Origin of the sequence: Actinotalea endophytica (assembly GCF_025717005.1) — a bacterium.
GTDB lineage: Bacteria > Actinomycetota > Actinomycetes > Actinomycetales > Cellulomonadaceae > Actinotalea.
The window spans coordinates 79,177-91,895 of record NZ_JAOVZU010000013.1; the positions used below are offsets into that span (position 1 = coordinate 79,177).

The following is a 12,719-nucleotide window of genomic DNA, read 5'->3' on the forward strand; positions in this document are numbered from 1 at the left end:
CGTCAGCGCGGCTCGAGGACCGCGACGGCTTCGACGTGATGGGTCATCGGGAACAGGTCGAAGGCCCGCAGGCCGGTGAGCCGGTAGCCGCCCTCTGCCAGCAGCGCGACGTCCCGGGCCAGTGCGGCGGGGTCGCACGCCACGTACACCACGCGCGCGGGCCGTCGGTCCGCGACAGCCGCCACGACACCACGCCCCGCACCCACCCGAGGCGGGTCCAGCACCACCAGGTCGGCACGCGCCGGCAACCCGCCGGCCAACGCCTCGGCGACCGCCGCGCGGTGCAGCACGATGCCCGGCCGGTCGTGCGCGTTGCGGCGCGCGTCCCGCACGGCGCCCGCGTCCCCCTCGACCGCGTGCACGGTCGACGACTCCCCCGCCAGGTCGGCGAGGACCGACGTGAACAGTCCGGCACCCGAGTACAGGTCCAGCACGGTGCTGGGTCCCGCACGCAGCAGATCCCGGGTCGCCTCGGCGACCGCCTCGGCGAGCGCGACCGGGGCGGACCGGTGGACCTGCCAGAACCCCGACCCGGCGACCCGCCACGCGTAGCCACGCCCCGCGACCTCGGCACGCTCGCGCACCGACGTCCGCGCGGTCGGCCGCCGGTCCGGGCCGTGCGGCCCCCACGGCACGCCGTCCACCAGCAGCAACGGCCGGTCGCCGCCCACCGGGCCCACCGCGGTCAGCCGCGACCCGGCCGGCCAGCGACGTCCGAGCAGACCCGGCGCATCGATCTCCGGCACGGCCAGCGGCATCGAGTCCAGCGGGACGACCTCGTGCGAGCGGTAGCGGTGCATCCCGGCGCGGCCCTGTGGGTCGGCCACGAGCTCGATCCGGGTGCGCCAGCCGAGTCCGTCCGTCTCCCCCGGCGCGGCCTCGACGACCACCTCGGGCTCCAGGTGCGCGAGCCTGCGGAGCTGCTCGGCGACCACGGCCGCCTTCCAGGCTCGCTGTGCGGGCAGCGCGACATGGCCCAGCTCGCCGCCGCCGACGCCGCCGGGGCCGGCCGCCGGCCACGGGCTCTCGACCCGGTCCGAGGACGGTTCCAGCACCTCGACCGCGTCCGCACGCCAGTAGCGCGCGCCGGGCTCGGCGTCGGTGAGCCGGACCCGGACGACCTCGCCGGGCAACGCGTGCCGCACGAACACCACGCGGCCCTCGTGCCGCGCGACGCAGTGCCCGCCGTGGGCCACCGGGCCGACCTCGACGGTGAGCGGCTCCGGGCTCACGCTTGGGGCGTCTCGTTGCGCAGCACGACCTGGGCGTCCCGCGCGGTCACCGGCTCGGACTTGCTGGTGCGGGCCTCGGCCACCGCGGAGTCCAACTGCCAGGGCACCGACGCCACCACGACACCCGGGCTGAACAGCAGACGGGTCTTGAGCCGCAACGCGCTCTGGTTGTGCAGGATCTGCTCCCACCAGTGCCCCACGACGTACTCCGGGATGTACACGACGACCAGGTCGCGCGGGCTCTCCCGGCGGATCGACTTCACGTAGCCGAGCACCGGACGGGTGATCTCCCGGAACGGAGAGTCCAGGACCGTCAGCGTCACCGGGATGTCCAGCTCGTCCCACTGACGACGCAGCTCTGCGACGTCCTCCGGGTCGACCGCGACCGTGACGGCCTCGAGCCGCGACGGCCGCGTGGCCCGCGCATAGGCGAGCGCGCGCATCGTCGGCTTGTGCAGCCGGGACAGGAGCACGATCGCGTGCACGCGGCTCGGCAGCGCCTTCGCGGCGTCGGCGTCGTCCAGCGCGGTCTCGTCACGGACCCGGTCGTAGTGCCGGCGGACACCGAGCATCGCGACGTACACGATCGCCATCGCCAGGATCGCGATCCAGGCCCCACGGGTGAACTTGGTGACGAGCACGACGATGAGCACCAGGCCGGTCATCACCAGGCCGACGCTGTTGATCACCCGGGACCGCTTCATCCGCTTGCGCGCGTCGGGGTCGGGCTCGGTGCGCAGGTGCCGGTTCCAGTGCTTGACCATGCCGAACTGGCTGAACGTGAACGACACGAACACGCCCACGATGTAGAGCTGGATCAGGCGCGTGACCTGCGCGTCGAACGCCACGATCAGGATCGCCGCACCGCCGGCCAGCGCCACGATGCCGTTGGAGTAGGCGAGGCGGTCGCCGCGGGTGTGCAGCTGACGCGGCAGGAAGCCGTCCCGCGCGAGGATCGAGCCGAGCACCGGGAAGCCGTTGAACGCCGTGTTCGCGGCGAGCACCAGGATCAGGCCGGTCACGATCGAGACCACCACGACGGCCGGCGTGAACCCGGAGAACACCGCGGTCGCGAGCTGGCCGAGCACGGGGTGCTGCTCGTAGCTGTCGCCGACCGGCACTCCGTCGAGCAGGAGGTTCGTGGCCGGGAACTCGACGTAGTGGACCTGCGCGGCCCGGGCCAGCAGCAGGATCGACATCATGAACGTGATCGACAGCGCGCCGAGCATGGCCAGCGTCGTCGCGGCGTTGCGGCTCTTCGGCTTGCGGAACGCGGGGACGCCGTTCGAGATCGCCTCGACGCCGGTCAGCGCCGCGCTGCCGGACGCGAAGGCCCGCAGGATGAGGAACGCGCCCGCCAGACCCGTCAGACCAGTCTCGACGCCGTCCTCGAAGAAGCTCTCCTCGGGTTTGATCGTGAACTGCGCCGTCTCGGCGAGCGGCAGCGTGCCGGTGCCGGCCCGGATCGCGCCCACCACGATCGTGGTCAGCACGGCGATCATGAAGAGATAGGTCGGGATGGCGAAGAGGGTCCCGGACTCCTTGACCCCGCGCAGGTTCATCAGCATCAGGATCGCCACGATGCTGAGCGCGAAGGTCACCTCGTGCCCGCGCAGCGCCGGGATCGCCACCGACGCGTACTGCGCGCCCGACGAGACCGACACCGCGACCGTCAGCACGTAGTCGACCAGCAGGGCGCTCGCCACGGTGAGCCCGGCCTTCGGCCCGAGGTTGGTGGTGACCACCTCGTAGTCGCCGCCGCCCGACGGGTACGCGTGCACGTTCTGCCGGTAGGAGGTCACCACGACCACGAGCACGGCGACCACCGCGAGACCCACCCACGGCGAGATCGCCGTGGCGCCCAGGCCGGCGATCGCCAGGGTCAGCAGGATCTCGTCCGGCGCGTAGGCGACCGAGGACAGCGCATCCGAGGCGAACACCGGCAGGGCGATGCGCTTCGGAAGGAGGGTGTGCCCCAGTCGGTCGCTACGTACCGGGCGGCCGACGATCAGCCGCTTTGCGGCATCGACGATGTCCGACACACGCGCCATGCTAGGCCGACACGGGCCGCGGAAGTGAACCGGGCGCATGGCGCGTCCGGAACTGCCGGGCGGTCCCGGGACGGTATAGCGTCATCACCCGTGCACTTCGTCATCATGGGATGCGGTCGGGTCGGCGCGACCCTGGCGTCCTCGCTGGAGCATCGTGGCCACTCGGTCGCTGTGATCGACCAGAACCCGGACGCCTTCCGACGGCTCGACCCGGAGTTCTCGGGCAAGCGCGTCACCGGCGTGGGCTTCGACCGGCAGACGCTCGTCCAGGCCGGCATCGAGGACGCGTGGGCGTTCGCGGCGGTCTCGGACGGCGACAACTCGAACATCCTGTCCGCGCGCGTCGCGCGCGAGACCTACGGTGTGGACAACGTGGTGGCGCGGATCTACGACCCGCACCGCGCCGAGATCTACCAGCGTCTCGGGATCCCCACGGTCGCGACGGTCCGCTGGACCTCCGACCAGGTGCTGCGCAGGCTGCTCCCGATGGGCGCCACCGACGAGTTCCGCGACGCGTCCGGGCAGATCGTGATGGCCCAGGTGGACCTGCACCCGGCCTGGGCCGGACGGCCGCTCGCACGGCTCGAGGAGGCGACCGGCGCACGGGTCGCCTTCATCACCAGGTACGGGGACGGCGTGCTCCCCACCTCGACGACGGTGATCCAGGAGAACGACCTCGTGCACCTGCTGCTCCAGGCCACCGACCTGACCAAGGTCGAACGCATCTGCACCAAGACCCCACCGGAGGTGGACTGATGCGGGTCGTGATCGCCGGGGCCGGCTCGGTCGGCCGCTCGATCGCCAGCGAGCTCCTGGCGGCCGAGCACGAGGTCACCCTGATCGACCGCAACCCCGCCGCCATGCGCGTCGCCTCGGTGGCCGACGCCGAGTGGCTGCTCGCCGACGCGTGCGAGCTGTCGGCGCTCAGCCAGGCGCGCGCCGACCAGTGCGACGTGGTCGTCGCCGCGACCGGTGACGACAAGGTCAACCTCGTGGTGTCCCTGCTCTCGAAGACCGAGTTCGGCGTGCCGCGCACGGTCGCCCGGGTGAACAACCCCCGCAACGAGTGGATGTTCGACGAGGCCTGGGGCGTCGACGTCGCGGTCTCCACGCCGCGGATCATGACGGCGATGGTCGAGGAGGCCGTCGCCGTCGGCGACCTGGTGAAGATCTTCACCTTCCACCAGTCCGGTGCGGACATCCTCGAGGTCACGCTGCCCGAGGACTCGACGATGGTCGGGCGGCTCGTCGGCGACGTCAGCTGGCCGCGGGACACCGTGCTCGCCGCGCTGGTGCGCGACACCTCGCCGATCGCCCCCAGCCCCGAGGACACCCTCGAGGCCGGGGACGAGCTGCTCATCGTGGCGGGCGCTGAGGCTGACCTCGACGCTCTGCACGAGCTCCTGGTGACGCCACCAGCAGCCACGTGATCCACAGCGCGACCGCGAACAGCGGCACGCCCATCGCGAGCTTCGCGGTCCCCAGCGCTGCCACGGCGCCCTCACCCGCGAGGTAGAGCGGCACCTGCACCGCGAGGCGCAGGGCGAACATCGCGGCCATCACCCAGGTCGCCCACCCGAACCGGCGTCGCTCGTGCTCCCGCTCGGGATCGGTCCGCCAGGCCATGTCCTCGCCACGCAGCAGCGCGACCACGACACCGACCAGCGGCCAGCGCACCGCGATCGACACGAGCACCGCGACCAGGTACCCCGCGTTCGCCAGCAGACCCCCGACGAAGTAGTCCTGCGCGCGGCCGGTCGACCACGCCCAGACCACGCCGACCCCGACGCCGAGCACCCCGGAGAGGGCTTGGGTCAGCGGCGTGCGCTGGACGAGACGGACGACCACCGCGGCCAGGGCGACCGCGACCGACGCGACCAACGACGGCACGAGCGCGCGCGTGACCACGTAGACGACGACGAACACGAGGCCCGGAGCGGTCGACTCGACCAGGCCGCGCACGCCGCCGATCGCGTCCGCGAAGGAGAAGTCGTCACCGACCGCCGCTCGCAGGCCACCGAGCTGCCCGCCGGGCCGGTCGGTGCCCTCGGCCGTCTCGCTCTCCGGTCCGGCCGGAACCTCGGGATCACTCACCGGGGCGCGGCGCCAGCTCGTAGCGCGGGTTGTAGACCGTGGCGCGACCGCTCGCGAAGCTCACCAGGCCCTCGAGCCGGATCCGGCGCCCGGGGTCGATCCCGGCCACCTCGCGCCGACCGAGCCACACCACCCGCAGGGAGCCCGAGCCGTCGTACAGCTCGGCCTCCAGCGCGGGCACCTGGTCCGCAGGCCGCAGGCGCACGCTGCGCAGGACTCCGGAGACCTGCGCGCGGTGCCGGGGCACGAGGTCGCTGACGGCAGTGCAGCCGCGACGTTCCGTCTCCTGGCGTTCCTCGGCGGCCTCGATCTCGGCCCGTGAGGCGAGCAGGGAGCGCACCGCTCCACGCACGCCGTGGCGGGTCTTGTCTGCTGTGCCGTGGGGGGCGGCGACCATCAGTGCACCTCGGTGATCTCGGGTCCTCGTTTGAACGGGTCGAGCAGGTTCTGCTGCTCCTCGGGCTGCGCGGACCGTGTCCCGGGCGCGGTCAGCGGGAGCAGCTCACGTGGCGCGCGGGCCTCCGAGCCGCGCACCACGACGATGTCGGCGAACACGTCCTCCAGGGTCCGCGCCGCCTCGGGGTCCACCGCGGCCCGGCCGGTGACCACACCGCGCAGGAACCACCGAGGGCCGTCCGCGCCGATGAACCGGGCCGGGCGGTGCCCGGTGCGGCCCTCGGAGGTCCGCACCGGCAGCCGCGCGAGGAGCTCCCGACCGAACGGGCCGGGCAGGTCGTCGACCGACCCGCCCTGCTTGGTCACGGACTCCCCGATCTCGGCGCGGATCTCGTCCCAGATCCCGGCGCTGCGGGGGGCCGCGAACGCCTGCACCTGCAGGCTCGAGCCGTCGATCGTGACGGTGGCCGAGGTGACCGTGCCGCCCTGGGCCGTCGCCTCCAGGCGTAGCTGCATGCCGTCGACGCCGGGGAGCCAGATCGCACCCAGGTCGACCCGGGATCCGCGGTCGGGTCGGGACTCGACGTCCCACGGTCCCCGATCCGAGCCTGCCTCGGTCGCGTCGACGTCACCCTGCGGATCCTCGACGGCGCCACCGTCGGTGGTGGTCGGCTCGTCCTGTGCCGGTTCCTCCTGCGAGGCCCGGGCACGCCGGAACACTGCCACGCCTGTCCCTTCCGTTCTGGTCTGCTGCACGGACGACACTAGTCACCGATCCTGGAGATCGGGACTCAGGACGGGTCCCACCCCCCGCTCGACCCGAAGCCCCGCTCGCCCCGGCTCGACCCGGGCAGCTCGGGGACCTCGACGAACAAGGCCTGCGCGACCTGCTGCACGACGAGCTGAGCGATGCGGTCGCCGGCCCAGAGCGCGAGCGGCTCCGTGCGGTCGGTGTTCAGCAGCGTGACCTCGATCTCGCCGCGGTACCCCGCATCGACGGTGCCGGGCGCGTTGACCACCGTCAGCCCGTGCCGCCGAGCGAGCCCGGAGCGAGGATGGACGAAGGCCGCGTACCCCGGCGGCAGGGCGATGCGCACCCCGGTCGGCACGGTGACCCGCTCACCCGGACCGATCGTGACGTCGACCCGGGTCACCAGGTCAGCCCCGGCGTCGCCGGGATGGGCGTAGCCGGGCAGCGGGATGTCGGCGCTGCGCACCACGAGCACCTCGACGGGCTCGGCCTCGTGCGTCGTCACGGGCGACGACTCTAGCGTCCGGCGGCCGCAGGGTGCAGGTGCCGGTCCAGGTGCGGGTGCACAGCGTTCCGGAGACGGCGACCTGTGCGCGGCACCGCCACCGTGCTGGGATGCTTGAGCCATGAGCACGACCACCTACCGCGAGCGTCTGTGGCCCGGCCCGCTGGGCTGGTCGATGGTGCTGGGCGGCGCCGCGCTGGGAGCCATCACCGTCACGCCCCTGGGTCACACCGCCCAGGTCGTGGCGGGAGTCGTGGTGCTCACGCTGCTGGGCGCCGGCGTGTGGCTCACCTCATCGGTCGTGGAGGTCGTCGACGAGGTCTTCGTCGCCGGACGCGCACACATCCCGGTCACGCTGCTGGGCGAGCCGCACGCCCTGGACCGGTCGGAGCTGCACGCGGCGCTCGGGCCGGGCTCGGACGCACGCGACTTCGTGCTCGTCCGGTCGTGGCTGCCCGGCGCGGTGAGCGTCGCGGTGGACGACCCTGCCGACCCGACGCCGCGCTGGCTCGTCTCGACCCGGCGGGCCGAGGAGCTCGTCGCAGCGATCGTGTCGGCTCAGGCGGCGCACTCCGAGCAGATCGGCTGACCGTTGCGCTCGCCGGCGAGCTGGCTGCGGTGGTGGACCAGGAAGCAGCTCGCGCAGGTGAACTCGTCCGCCTGACGCGGCAGCACGCGCACCGACAGCTCTTCACCGGACAGGTCGGCGCCAGGCAGCTCGAAGCCCTCGGCGGCCTCGGCCTCGTCCTCGTCCACGACCCCCGAGTTCTTGTCGGCGCGGCGCGCCTGGAGCTCCTGGAGCGAGTCCTCGGAGAGATCTTCCTCGGTCTTGCGAGGGGCGTCGTAATCGGTGGCCATCAGGCGTTTCCACACTCCGTGTCGGTCGGGCTCGGCTCCCGCGCGTGGGCGGGTAGTACGTCGTCAATGCGCGGGACCGGGGATTTGTTCCCGCCATCGCAGCGAGGGGATTGTGCACCATCCGGCCGGCAGATGCATCCACCCGAAGGTCACGTTTCGGCGTCGCCACCGGATGGGAGCGGTCCCGGACCGCTCCCCGGACCTCCGAACGGCTCAGTCGTCCGCGTCGGCGTCCAGCGCCTCGAGCACCGCGGCGAGCTCGCCCACCAGGCGTGCCGGCCCGGCGACGGTCATCGCCACACCGGGCGGACCGCCCCGAAGACCGGTCACCACGCCGCCCGCCTCGACGACCATGAGAGCGCCCGCGGCGAGATCCCACGGATTGAGACCGCGTTCGTAGTGCGCGTCGAGCTGGCCGCCCGCGAGCTGGCACAGGTCGATCGCCGCCGAGCCGATCCGCCGGATGTCGCGCACCCGCGGGAGAAGGGCCGCGACCACGGTCGCCTGGCGTCGCCGTCGCTGCTCCGTATAGCCGAAACCCGTACCGACCAGCGCGCCGTCCAGGCCACGGTCCGGGTTCACCGAGAGACGGCGCTCACCGGACCACGCCCCTTCGCCGCGTCCGGCGACCCACGTCCGCCCGTCGGCGACCGAGTGCACGCAGCCCGCCTGGACCGTCCAGCCGGCCGGGTCCGGCTCGCCGGTCACCGCGGCGATGCTGACCCCGTACGCGGGGATCCCGTACAGGTAGTTGACGGTGCCGTCGATCGGGTCCACGACCCAGGTCACGCCGGTCGTGCCGGCCTCGAGGCCGTGCTCCTCCCCGAGCACCCCGTCGCCGGGCCGCAGCTCGGCCAGGCGACGCCTGATCAGGTCCTCCGAGGCGATGTCCATCGCGGTCACGACGTCGACCGCGCTCGACTTGGTCTTCGCCACGTGGACCTGGTCCGGCCGGCCCTCGCGGACCAGTGCACCGGCCTCGCGGGCGATCGTCTCGGCCACCGTCATCAGCTCACGCGGATCCACCACGCGTCCATCCTGCCCGAGACCCGGCGGGGCGCGCCTCCCTGCCCACGCGGTCCGAAGGTGGCACCCTCGTGCAGGAGCGGCGAGGAGGTGCCATGAGCGAGCTGCGCCTGGTGGGGTTGAACGACGACGGGGACCAGATCGTCCTCGAGGGACCGGACGGCCAACGTTTCGCACTGCCGATCGACGACGCCCTGCGCGCCGCGGTGCGCAGGGACCGTCCCCAGCTGGAAGCCCTCCGGGCGCACGCCAGCGCCCTCATCCCGCCGCGGGAGATGCAGGCGAGGATCCGGGCGGGTGCGACGGCGCAGGAGGTCGCCGAGGCCGCCGGCGTCCCGGTCGAGATCGTCGAGCGGTACGAGGGACCCGTGCTGGCCGAGCGCGACTGGATCAGTGGGCAGGCGCGCGACACCAGGATCGGCCACGAGACCAGCGCACCGACGCTGGGCGACCTCGTCACCGACCGGCTCGCCACCCGCGGCGTCGTGCCCGGGACGGTGCGCTGGGACGCGGCCCGGGACGCGACCGGGCCCTGGACCGTGACGCTCGCGTTCGAGGTCGGCGAGGTGACCCGGACCGCCCGCTGGGCCTTCGACCCCGCGGCACGCACGATCCACGCCCTCGACGACGAGGCTCGCTGGCTGTCCGAGACCGAGCTCGCCGACGAGCCCGTACCGCGTCGTCACCTCGCCGCGGTGCGCCTCCACCAGGTCGACACCGACGTCGAGGTCGCCGTGCGCCCGGTGCTCGCGGCCGTCGACGCCCCGACCCTCGAGCCGGAGCCCGACGAGGAGGACGACCCGTTCGACGCGACCGAGGCGCTCCTCGAGGACCTGCACGGCAAGCGCGGCGTACGCCAGCCGCTCGACGAGGACGACGACGAGGACTTCGAGGGCTTCGGACCCCAACACGCGTTCGACTTCGAGCACCCCGGCCTGACGACGCCACCCGCCGCCCACCCGGCCGACTCGCGGCCCGAGGAGGCGACCGACGCCACCGTCATCGCGCTGCCGTCGCCGCCCCCCGTACCGGATCACGACGAGCTGCAGGACGCCGACGTCCGGGACGCGGCGGGAGACGCCGAGGACGCGACCGACGCCGACGGTGCCGACGCGGACGGCACGCCCGCGCCTGCCCCGACCACCCGATCGAGGAGCCGGAAGGGTCGGGCGAGCGTTCCCAGCTGGGACGAGATCGTCTTCGGCGCCAAGCCGGAGTGAGCCCACCCGGGCCGCCGGCTCAGCCGATCTCGAAGGGCAGCGTCTCCGGCAGCTCGGCGGTGGCGCGTGCCACGGCGTGCGTCATGCGCCGCATGTGGTGACGCCGGCAGAGCACCTCGTAGCCGATCTCCTCACCCGGGCCGGTGTCGCCCACCACGACCTGTTCTCCCTCGACGGTCATCCGGCCGCCGACGGTCCGGGCGTTGTGGGTCGCCCGGGCACCGCACCAGCACAGCGCGGGCACCTGGAGCACCTCGAGCCGGTCGGCGAGCTCGACCAGCCGCGCCGAGCCCGGGAAGAGCTTCGTGCGGAAGTCCGCCGTGATCCCGAACGCGTACACGTCGACGCCCATCTCGTCGACGAGCTGGGCGAGCTGTTCGATCTGGGTGGGTGTGTAGAACTGGGACTCGTCGCATACCAGGTAGTCCACCCGGTCCCCGCGCCGGCGCCGGCGCACGACGTCCTCCCAGAAGTCCGTCTCGTCACCGACCTCGACGGCGGGCCGCCGCAGCCCGAGCCGGGACGAGAGCACCTCGGCGCCCGCGCGATCCTGGCGGGTGTAGAGCACGCCGCCGCGCCCCGCCTCGGCATGGTTGTGGTCGAGCTGCAGGGCGAGGGTCGACTTGCCGCAGTCCATCGTCCCGCTGAAGAACACCAGCTCCGCCACAGGTCCTCCTGCTCCTCAGGTGACCACCAGGGGAACCGACATCTCCCCCGGCGTCAACGATCCGTGCATCCCGCGCAGCTGCATCGAGTGCGGTGTCTGGGTCCGTGAGTCCGCGACACCACCGCTGCCGAGCGCGGCGACGACGAGGTCGCCGATCACGGGTACGACGTGCGCGGCGACCGCACCGAACCAGCCTGCGTCGATCGCCTCCTGGCGGCTCAGCACGAGGGCACGCCCCTCGAGCGTGGCCCGCCACCGCGCCCCGACCTCGTCGACGTCGACACCGTCCAGGAGGTGTACGTACGCCGCACGCGGCTCGCCCGCGACGAGCGCCACGTCACGTGCGAGCTCCGGCACGGTCGCGACGTCGACCAGGCCGTCCCGTGCGACCTCCATCTGACCGTGGTCCGCGGTGATGAGGAGCAGCGTGTCGGCAGGCATCGCCCGCGCGAGCCGGCCGAGGCCGCGGTCGAGCTCGCTGAGCGCGTCACCCCACTGCGTCGACGTCCAGCCGTAGGCGTGGCCGGCCTTGTCGACCTCGCCCCAGTACAGGTAGACGAGCCCGGGGTCGCGCAGCGCGCGCAGCGTCGCGTCGACCCGGTCCTCCCACCCGCCCGCGACGAGGTACGTCCCGCCGTTCAGCGCGGCACGCGTGAGCCCGGAACCGCGGAACTCGGCGGGGCCGACCGACGTGACCCGGACGCCGGCGTCGGCGATCAGCCGCGTCAGGCTCGGCTCGCGCTGCCACTGCTCGGGCTCGTCGGCGCCCTCCCAGGACACCAGGTTCGCCAGCCCCCCGGTCCGGGGGTTGCGCACCGTGTAGCCGGCCAGACCCGTCCGCCCGGCCGCACGGCCCGTGCCGAGCAGGCCCATCGACGCCGCGGTGGTCGAGGGATAGCCGCAGACCAGCTCCCGGGTGGCGCCGAGCCGGGAACGCAGGAACGCCGCGTGCCCGGCGCGCTCGCGCAGCTGGAGCAGCCCGAGCCCGTCGACCAGGACCACGCACACCCGGCTCGCCTCCGGGAGCCCGAACCGGTCCCGCGCCTCCACGGTCGCCGCGCCCCAGCCGGGCAGCTCGAGGCCGAGCGACCCGGCTGCCGCCGGGAGGACTTCCCCCAGGCTCTCGCCGCCGTGGTCCGGCTCGACCAGCCCGAGGTCTGCGAGATCGATCACGACACCCGTGCCGTGGCCAGCGACAACGCACGTGCGAAGGACAGCGCGGCGGCCACCGCGTCGGCCCCCTCGGCCGCCTCCGAGACCCGGACCACGACGTCGTCCGGGCTGATCGTGCCGGTCAGCCCGTGATCCGCGTCGCACTGCGGGTCCCCGCAGGTGGCCGGCTCGAGGTCGACACGTCGCACCGCGCCCCAGCCGAGCGACAGGGTCAGCTCGGTGGGCGGGGCTCCCCGGCGGTGCTTCTCCGGGACCGGGACGCCGTGGGTCAGCGCGACGGTGTGCAGATGGCGCAGCGGGACCGACTCGGTGGTCGCCGACGCGCTGGTCGAGGGGTGCTCGGCGTCCGCCGGGTGGTCGTCGACGTGCGCCAGGACCAGCCGGGTCGCGGTGAGGACCAGAACCGTGACATGCCTGCGCACCTCGGTGCGGTCGAACATCGTCTCCGGGTGCACCAGGTGCGCCAGGACGTCCTCACCCGCCAGGGCCACGTCCAGGACGTCGGCCACGAGCTCCGGGTAGTACCCGGTCAGGTGCAGGCTCTCGCGAAGGTCGGTCGTGGGTCGCACCCGGACATCTTCCCATCCCGGGACCGGGCGCCGTGATCGCCGGCGCACGGCTAGCTGTAGTTCCCAGGGACGTTGTGATCAGCGTGGTGTGAGTGGGAAGGCGAGGACCTCCGGTATCGAAGGGGTTACCACACCATCCTCGATGACCCGGAGGTCCTCGTGACCCACGCTAACGCC

15 protein-coding genes are annotated in these 12,719 nt (G+C 73.2%); 4 read left to right on the forward strand and 11 right to left on the reverse strand.

Annotated elements, in window-relative coordinates:
- Positions 1-2: 2 nt before the first annotated feature.
- Both OEB99_RS18655 and OEB99_RS18660 read right to left on the reverse strand, forming a co-directional pair.
- Positions 3-1,232, reverse strand: a complete 1,230-nt coding sequence (locus OEB99_RS18655) for a class I SAM-dependent RNA methyltransferase (protein WP_263578809.1) — start codon at positions 1,230-1,232, stop codon at positions 3-5.
- Positions 1,229-3,274 carry an APC family permease gene (locus OEB99_RS18660; protein ID WP_263578810.1) on the reverse strand — a complete coding sequence of 682 codons (2,046 nt, stop codon included), beginning with the start codon at positions 3,272-3,274 and terminating at the stop codon, positions 1,229-1,231. Before OEB99_RS18660 ends, OEB99_RS18655 begins: the two co-directional genes overlap by 4 nt.
- Positions 3,275-3,388: 114 nt before the next feature.
- On the opposite strand from OEB99_RS18660, the gene OEB99_RS18665 reads away from it, so the two are divergent.
- Complete coding sequence (locus OEB99_RS18665; RefSeq protein WP_263578825.1) at positions 3,389-4,039, forward strand: potassium channel family protein; 651 nt, start codon at positions 3,389-3,391, stop codon at positions 4,037-4,039.
- Complete coding sequence (locus tag OEB99_RS18670) at positions 4,039-4,713, forward strand: potassium channel family protein (RefSeq protein WP_263578811.1); 675 nt, start codon at positions 4,039-4,041, stop codon at positions 4,711-4,713. Before OEB99_RS18665 ends, OEB99_RS18670 begins: the two co-directional genes overlap by 1 nt.
- Here OEB99_RS18670 and OEB99_RS18675 read toward each other — a convergent pair.
- The 4 genes from OEB99_RS18675 to dut all read right to left on the reverse strand — a co-directional run bounded on the left by OEB99_RS18675 (position 4,640) and on the right by dut (position 7,029).
- On the reverse strand, positions 4,640-5,377 hold the full coding sequence (locus OEB99_RS18675) for a DUF3159 domain-containing protein (protein ID WP_263578812.1): 738 nt from the start codon (positions 5,375-5,377) through the stop codon (positions 4,640-4,642). The genes OEB99_RS18670 and OEB99_RS18675 overlap by 74 nt on opposite strands.
- Entirely contained in the window at positions 5,370-5,774 is a 405-nt protein-coding gene (locus OEB99_RS18680) for an OB-fold nucleic acid binding domain-containing protein (protein ID WP_263578813.1), read from the reverse strand. The genes OEB99_RS18675 and OEB99_RS18680 overlap by 8 nt, the downstream gene beginning before the upstream one ends.
- Positions 5,774-6,499: a DUF3710 domain-containing protein gene (locus OEB99_RS18685; RefSeq protein ID WP_263578814.1), complete on the reverse strand. Its 726-nt coding sequence runs from the start codon at positions 6,497-6,499 to the stop codon at positions 5,774-5,776. The genes OEB99_RS18680 and OEB99_RS18685 overlap by 1 nt, the downstream gene beginning before the upstream one ends.
- Positions 6,500-6,564: 65 nt before the next feature.
- Positions 6,565-7,029: a dUTP diphosphatase gene (gene dut / locus OEB99_RS18690; RefSeq protein ID WP_263578815.1), complete on the reverse strand. Its 465-nt coding sequence runs from the start codon at positions 7,027-7,029 to the stop codon at positions 6,565-6,567.
- A gap of 121 nt (positions 7,030-7,150) precedes the next feature.
- Between dut and OEB99_RS18695 the strand changes: the two genes are divergently transcribed.
- Entirely contained in the window at positions 7,151-7,618 is a 468-nt protein-coding gene (locus OEB99_RS18695) for a DUF3093 domain-containing protein (RefSeq protein ID WP_263578816.1), read from the forward strand.
- Here OEB99_RS18695 and OEB99_RS18700 read toward each other — a convergent pair.
- Complete coding sequence (locus OEB99_RS18700) at positions 7,588-7,887, reverse strand: DUF4193 domain-containing protein (RefSeq protein WP_263578817.1); 300 nt, start codon at positions 7,885-7,887, stop codon at positions 7,588-7,590. The genes OEB99_RS18695 and OEB99_RS18700 overlap by 31 nt on opposite strands.
- A gap of 213 nt (positions 7,888-8,100) precedes the next feature.
- Positions 8,101-8,913: an inositol monophosphatase family protein gene (locus OEB99_RS18705; protein ID WP_411910709.1), complete on the reverse strand. Its 813-nt coding sequence runs from the start codon at positions 8,911-8,913 to the stop codon at positions 8,101-8,103.
- A gap of 95 nt (positions 8,914-9,008) precedes the next feature.
- Here OEB99_RS18705 and sepH point away from each other — a divergent pair, with 95 nt between their 5' ends.
- Positions 9,009-10,133, forward strand: coding sequence for a septation protein SepH (sepH, locus tag OEB99_RS18710; protein WP_263578819.1), 1,125 nt, complete (start codon positions 9,009-9,011; stop codon positions 10,131-10,133).
- A gap of 19 nt (positions 10,134-10,152) precedes the next feature.
- Here sepH and OEB99_RS18715 read toward each other — a convergent pair whose 3' ends face one another.
- Genes OEB99_RS18715 through OEB99_RS18725 form a run of 3 tightly spaced genes read right to left on the reverse strand, consistent with a single transcriptional unit; the run spans position 10,153 to position 12,542 of the window.
- Positions 10,153-10,800 (reverse strand): thymidine kinase, encoded by a 648-nt coding sequence (locus OEB99_RS18715; RefSeq protein WP_263578820.1) that lies wholly within the window; start codon positions 10,798-10,800, stop codon positions 10,153-10,155.
- 15 nt (positions 10,801-10,815) lie between these two features.
- Complete coding sequence (locus OEB99_RS18720; RefSeq protein ID WP_263578821.1) at positions 10,816-11,973, reverse strand: alkaline phosphatase family protein; 1,158 nt, start codon at positions 11,971-11,973, stop codon at positions 10,816-10,818.
- On the reverse strand, positions 11,970-12,542 hold the full coding sequence (locus OEB99_RS18725; protein WP_263578822.1) for a DUF5998 family protein: 573 nt from the start codon (positions 12,540-12,542) through the stop codon (positions 11,970-11,972). Before OEB99_RS18725 ends, OEB99_RS18720 begins: the two co-directional genes overlap by 4 nt.
- Positions 12,543-12,719: the final 177 nt, after the last annotated feature.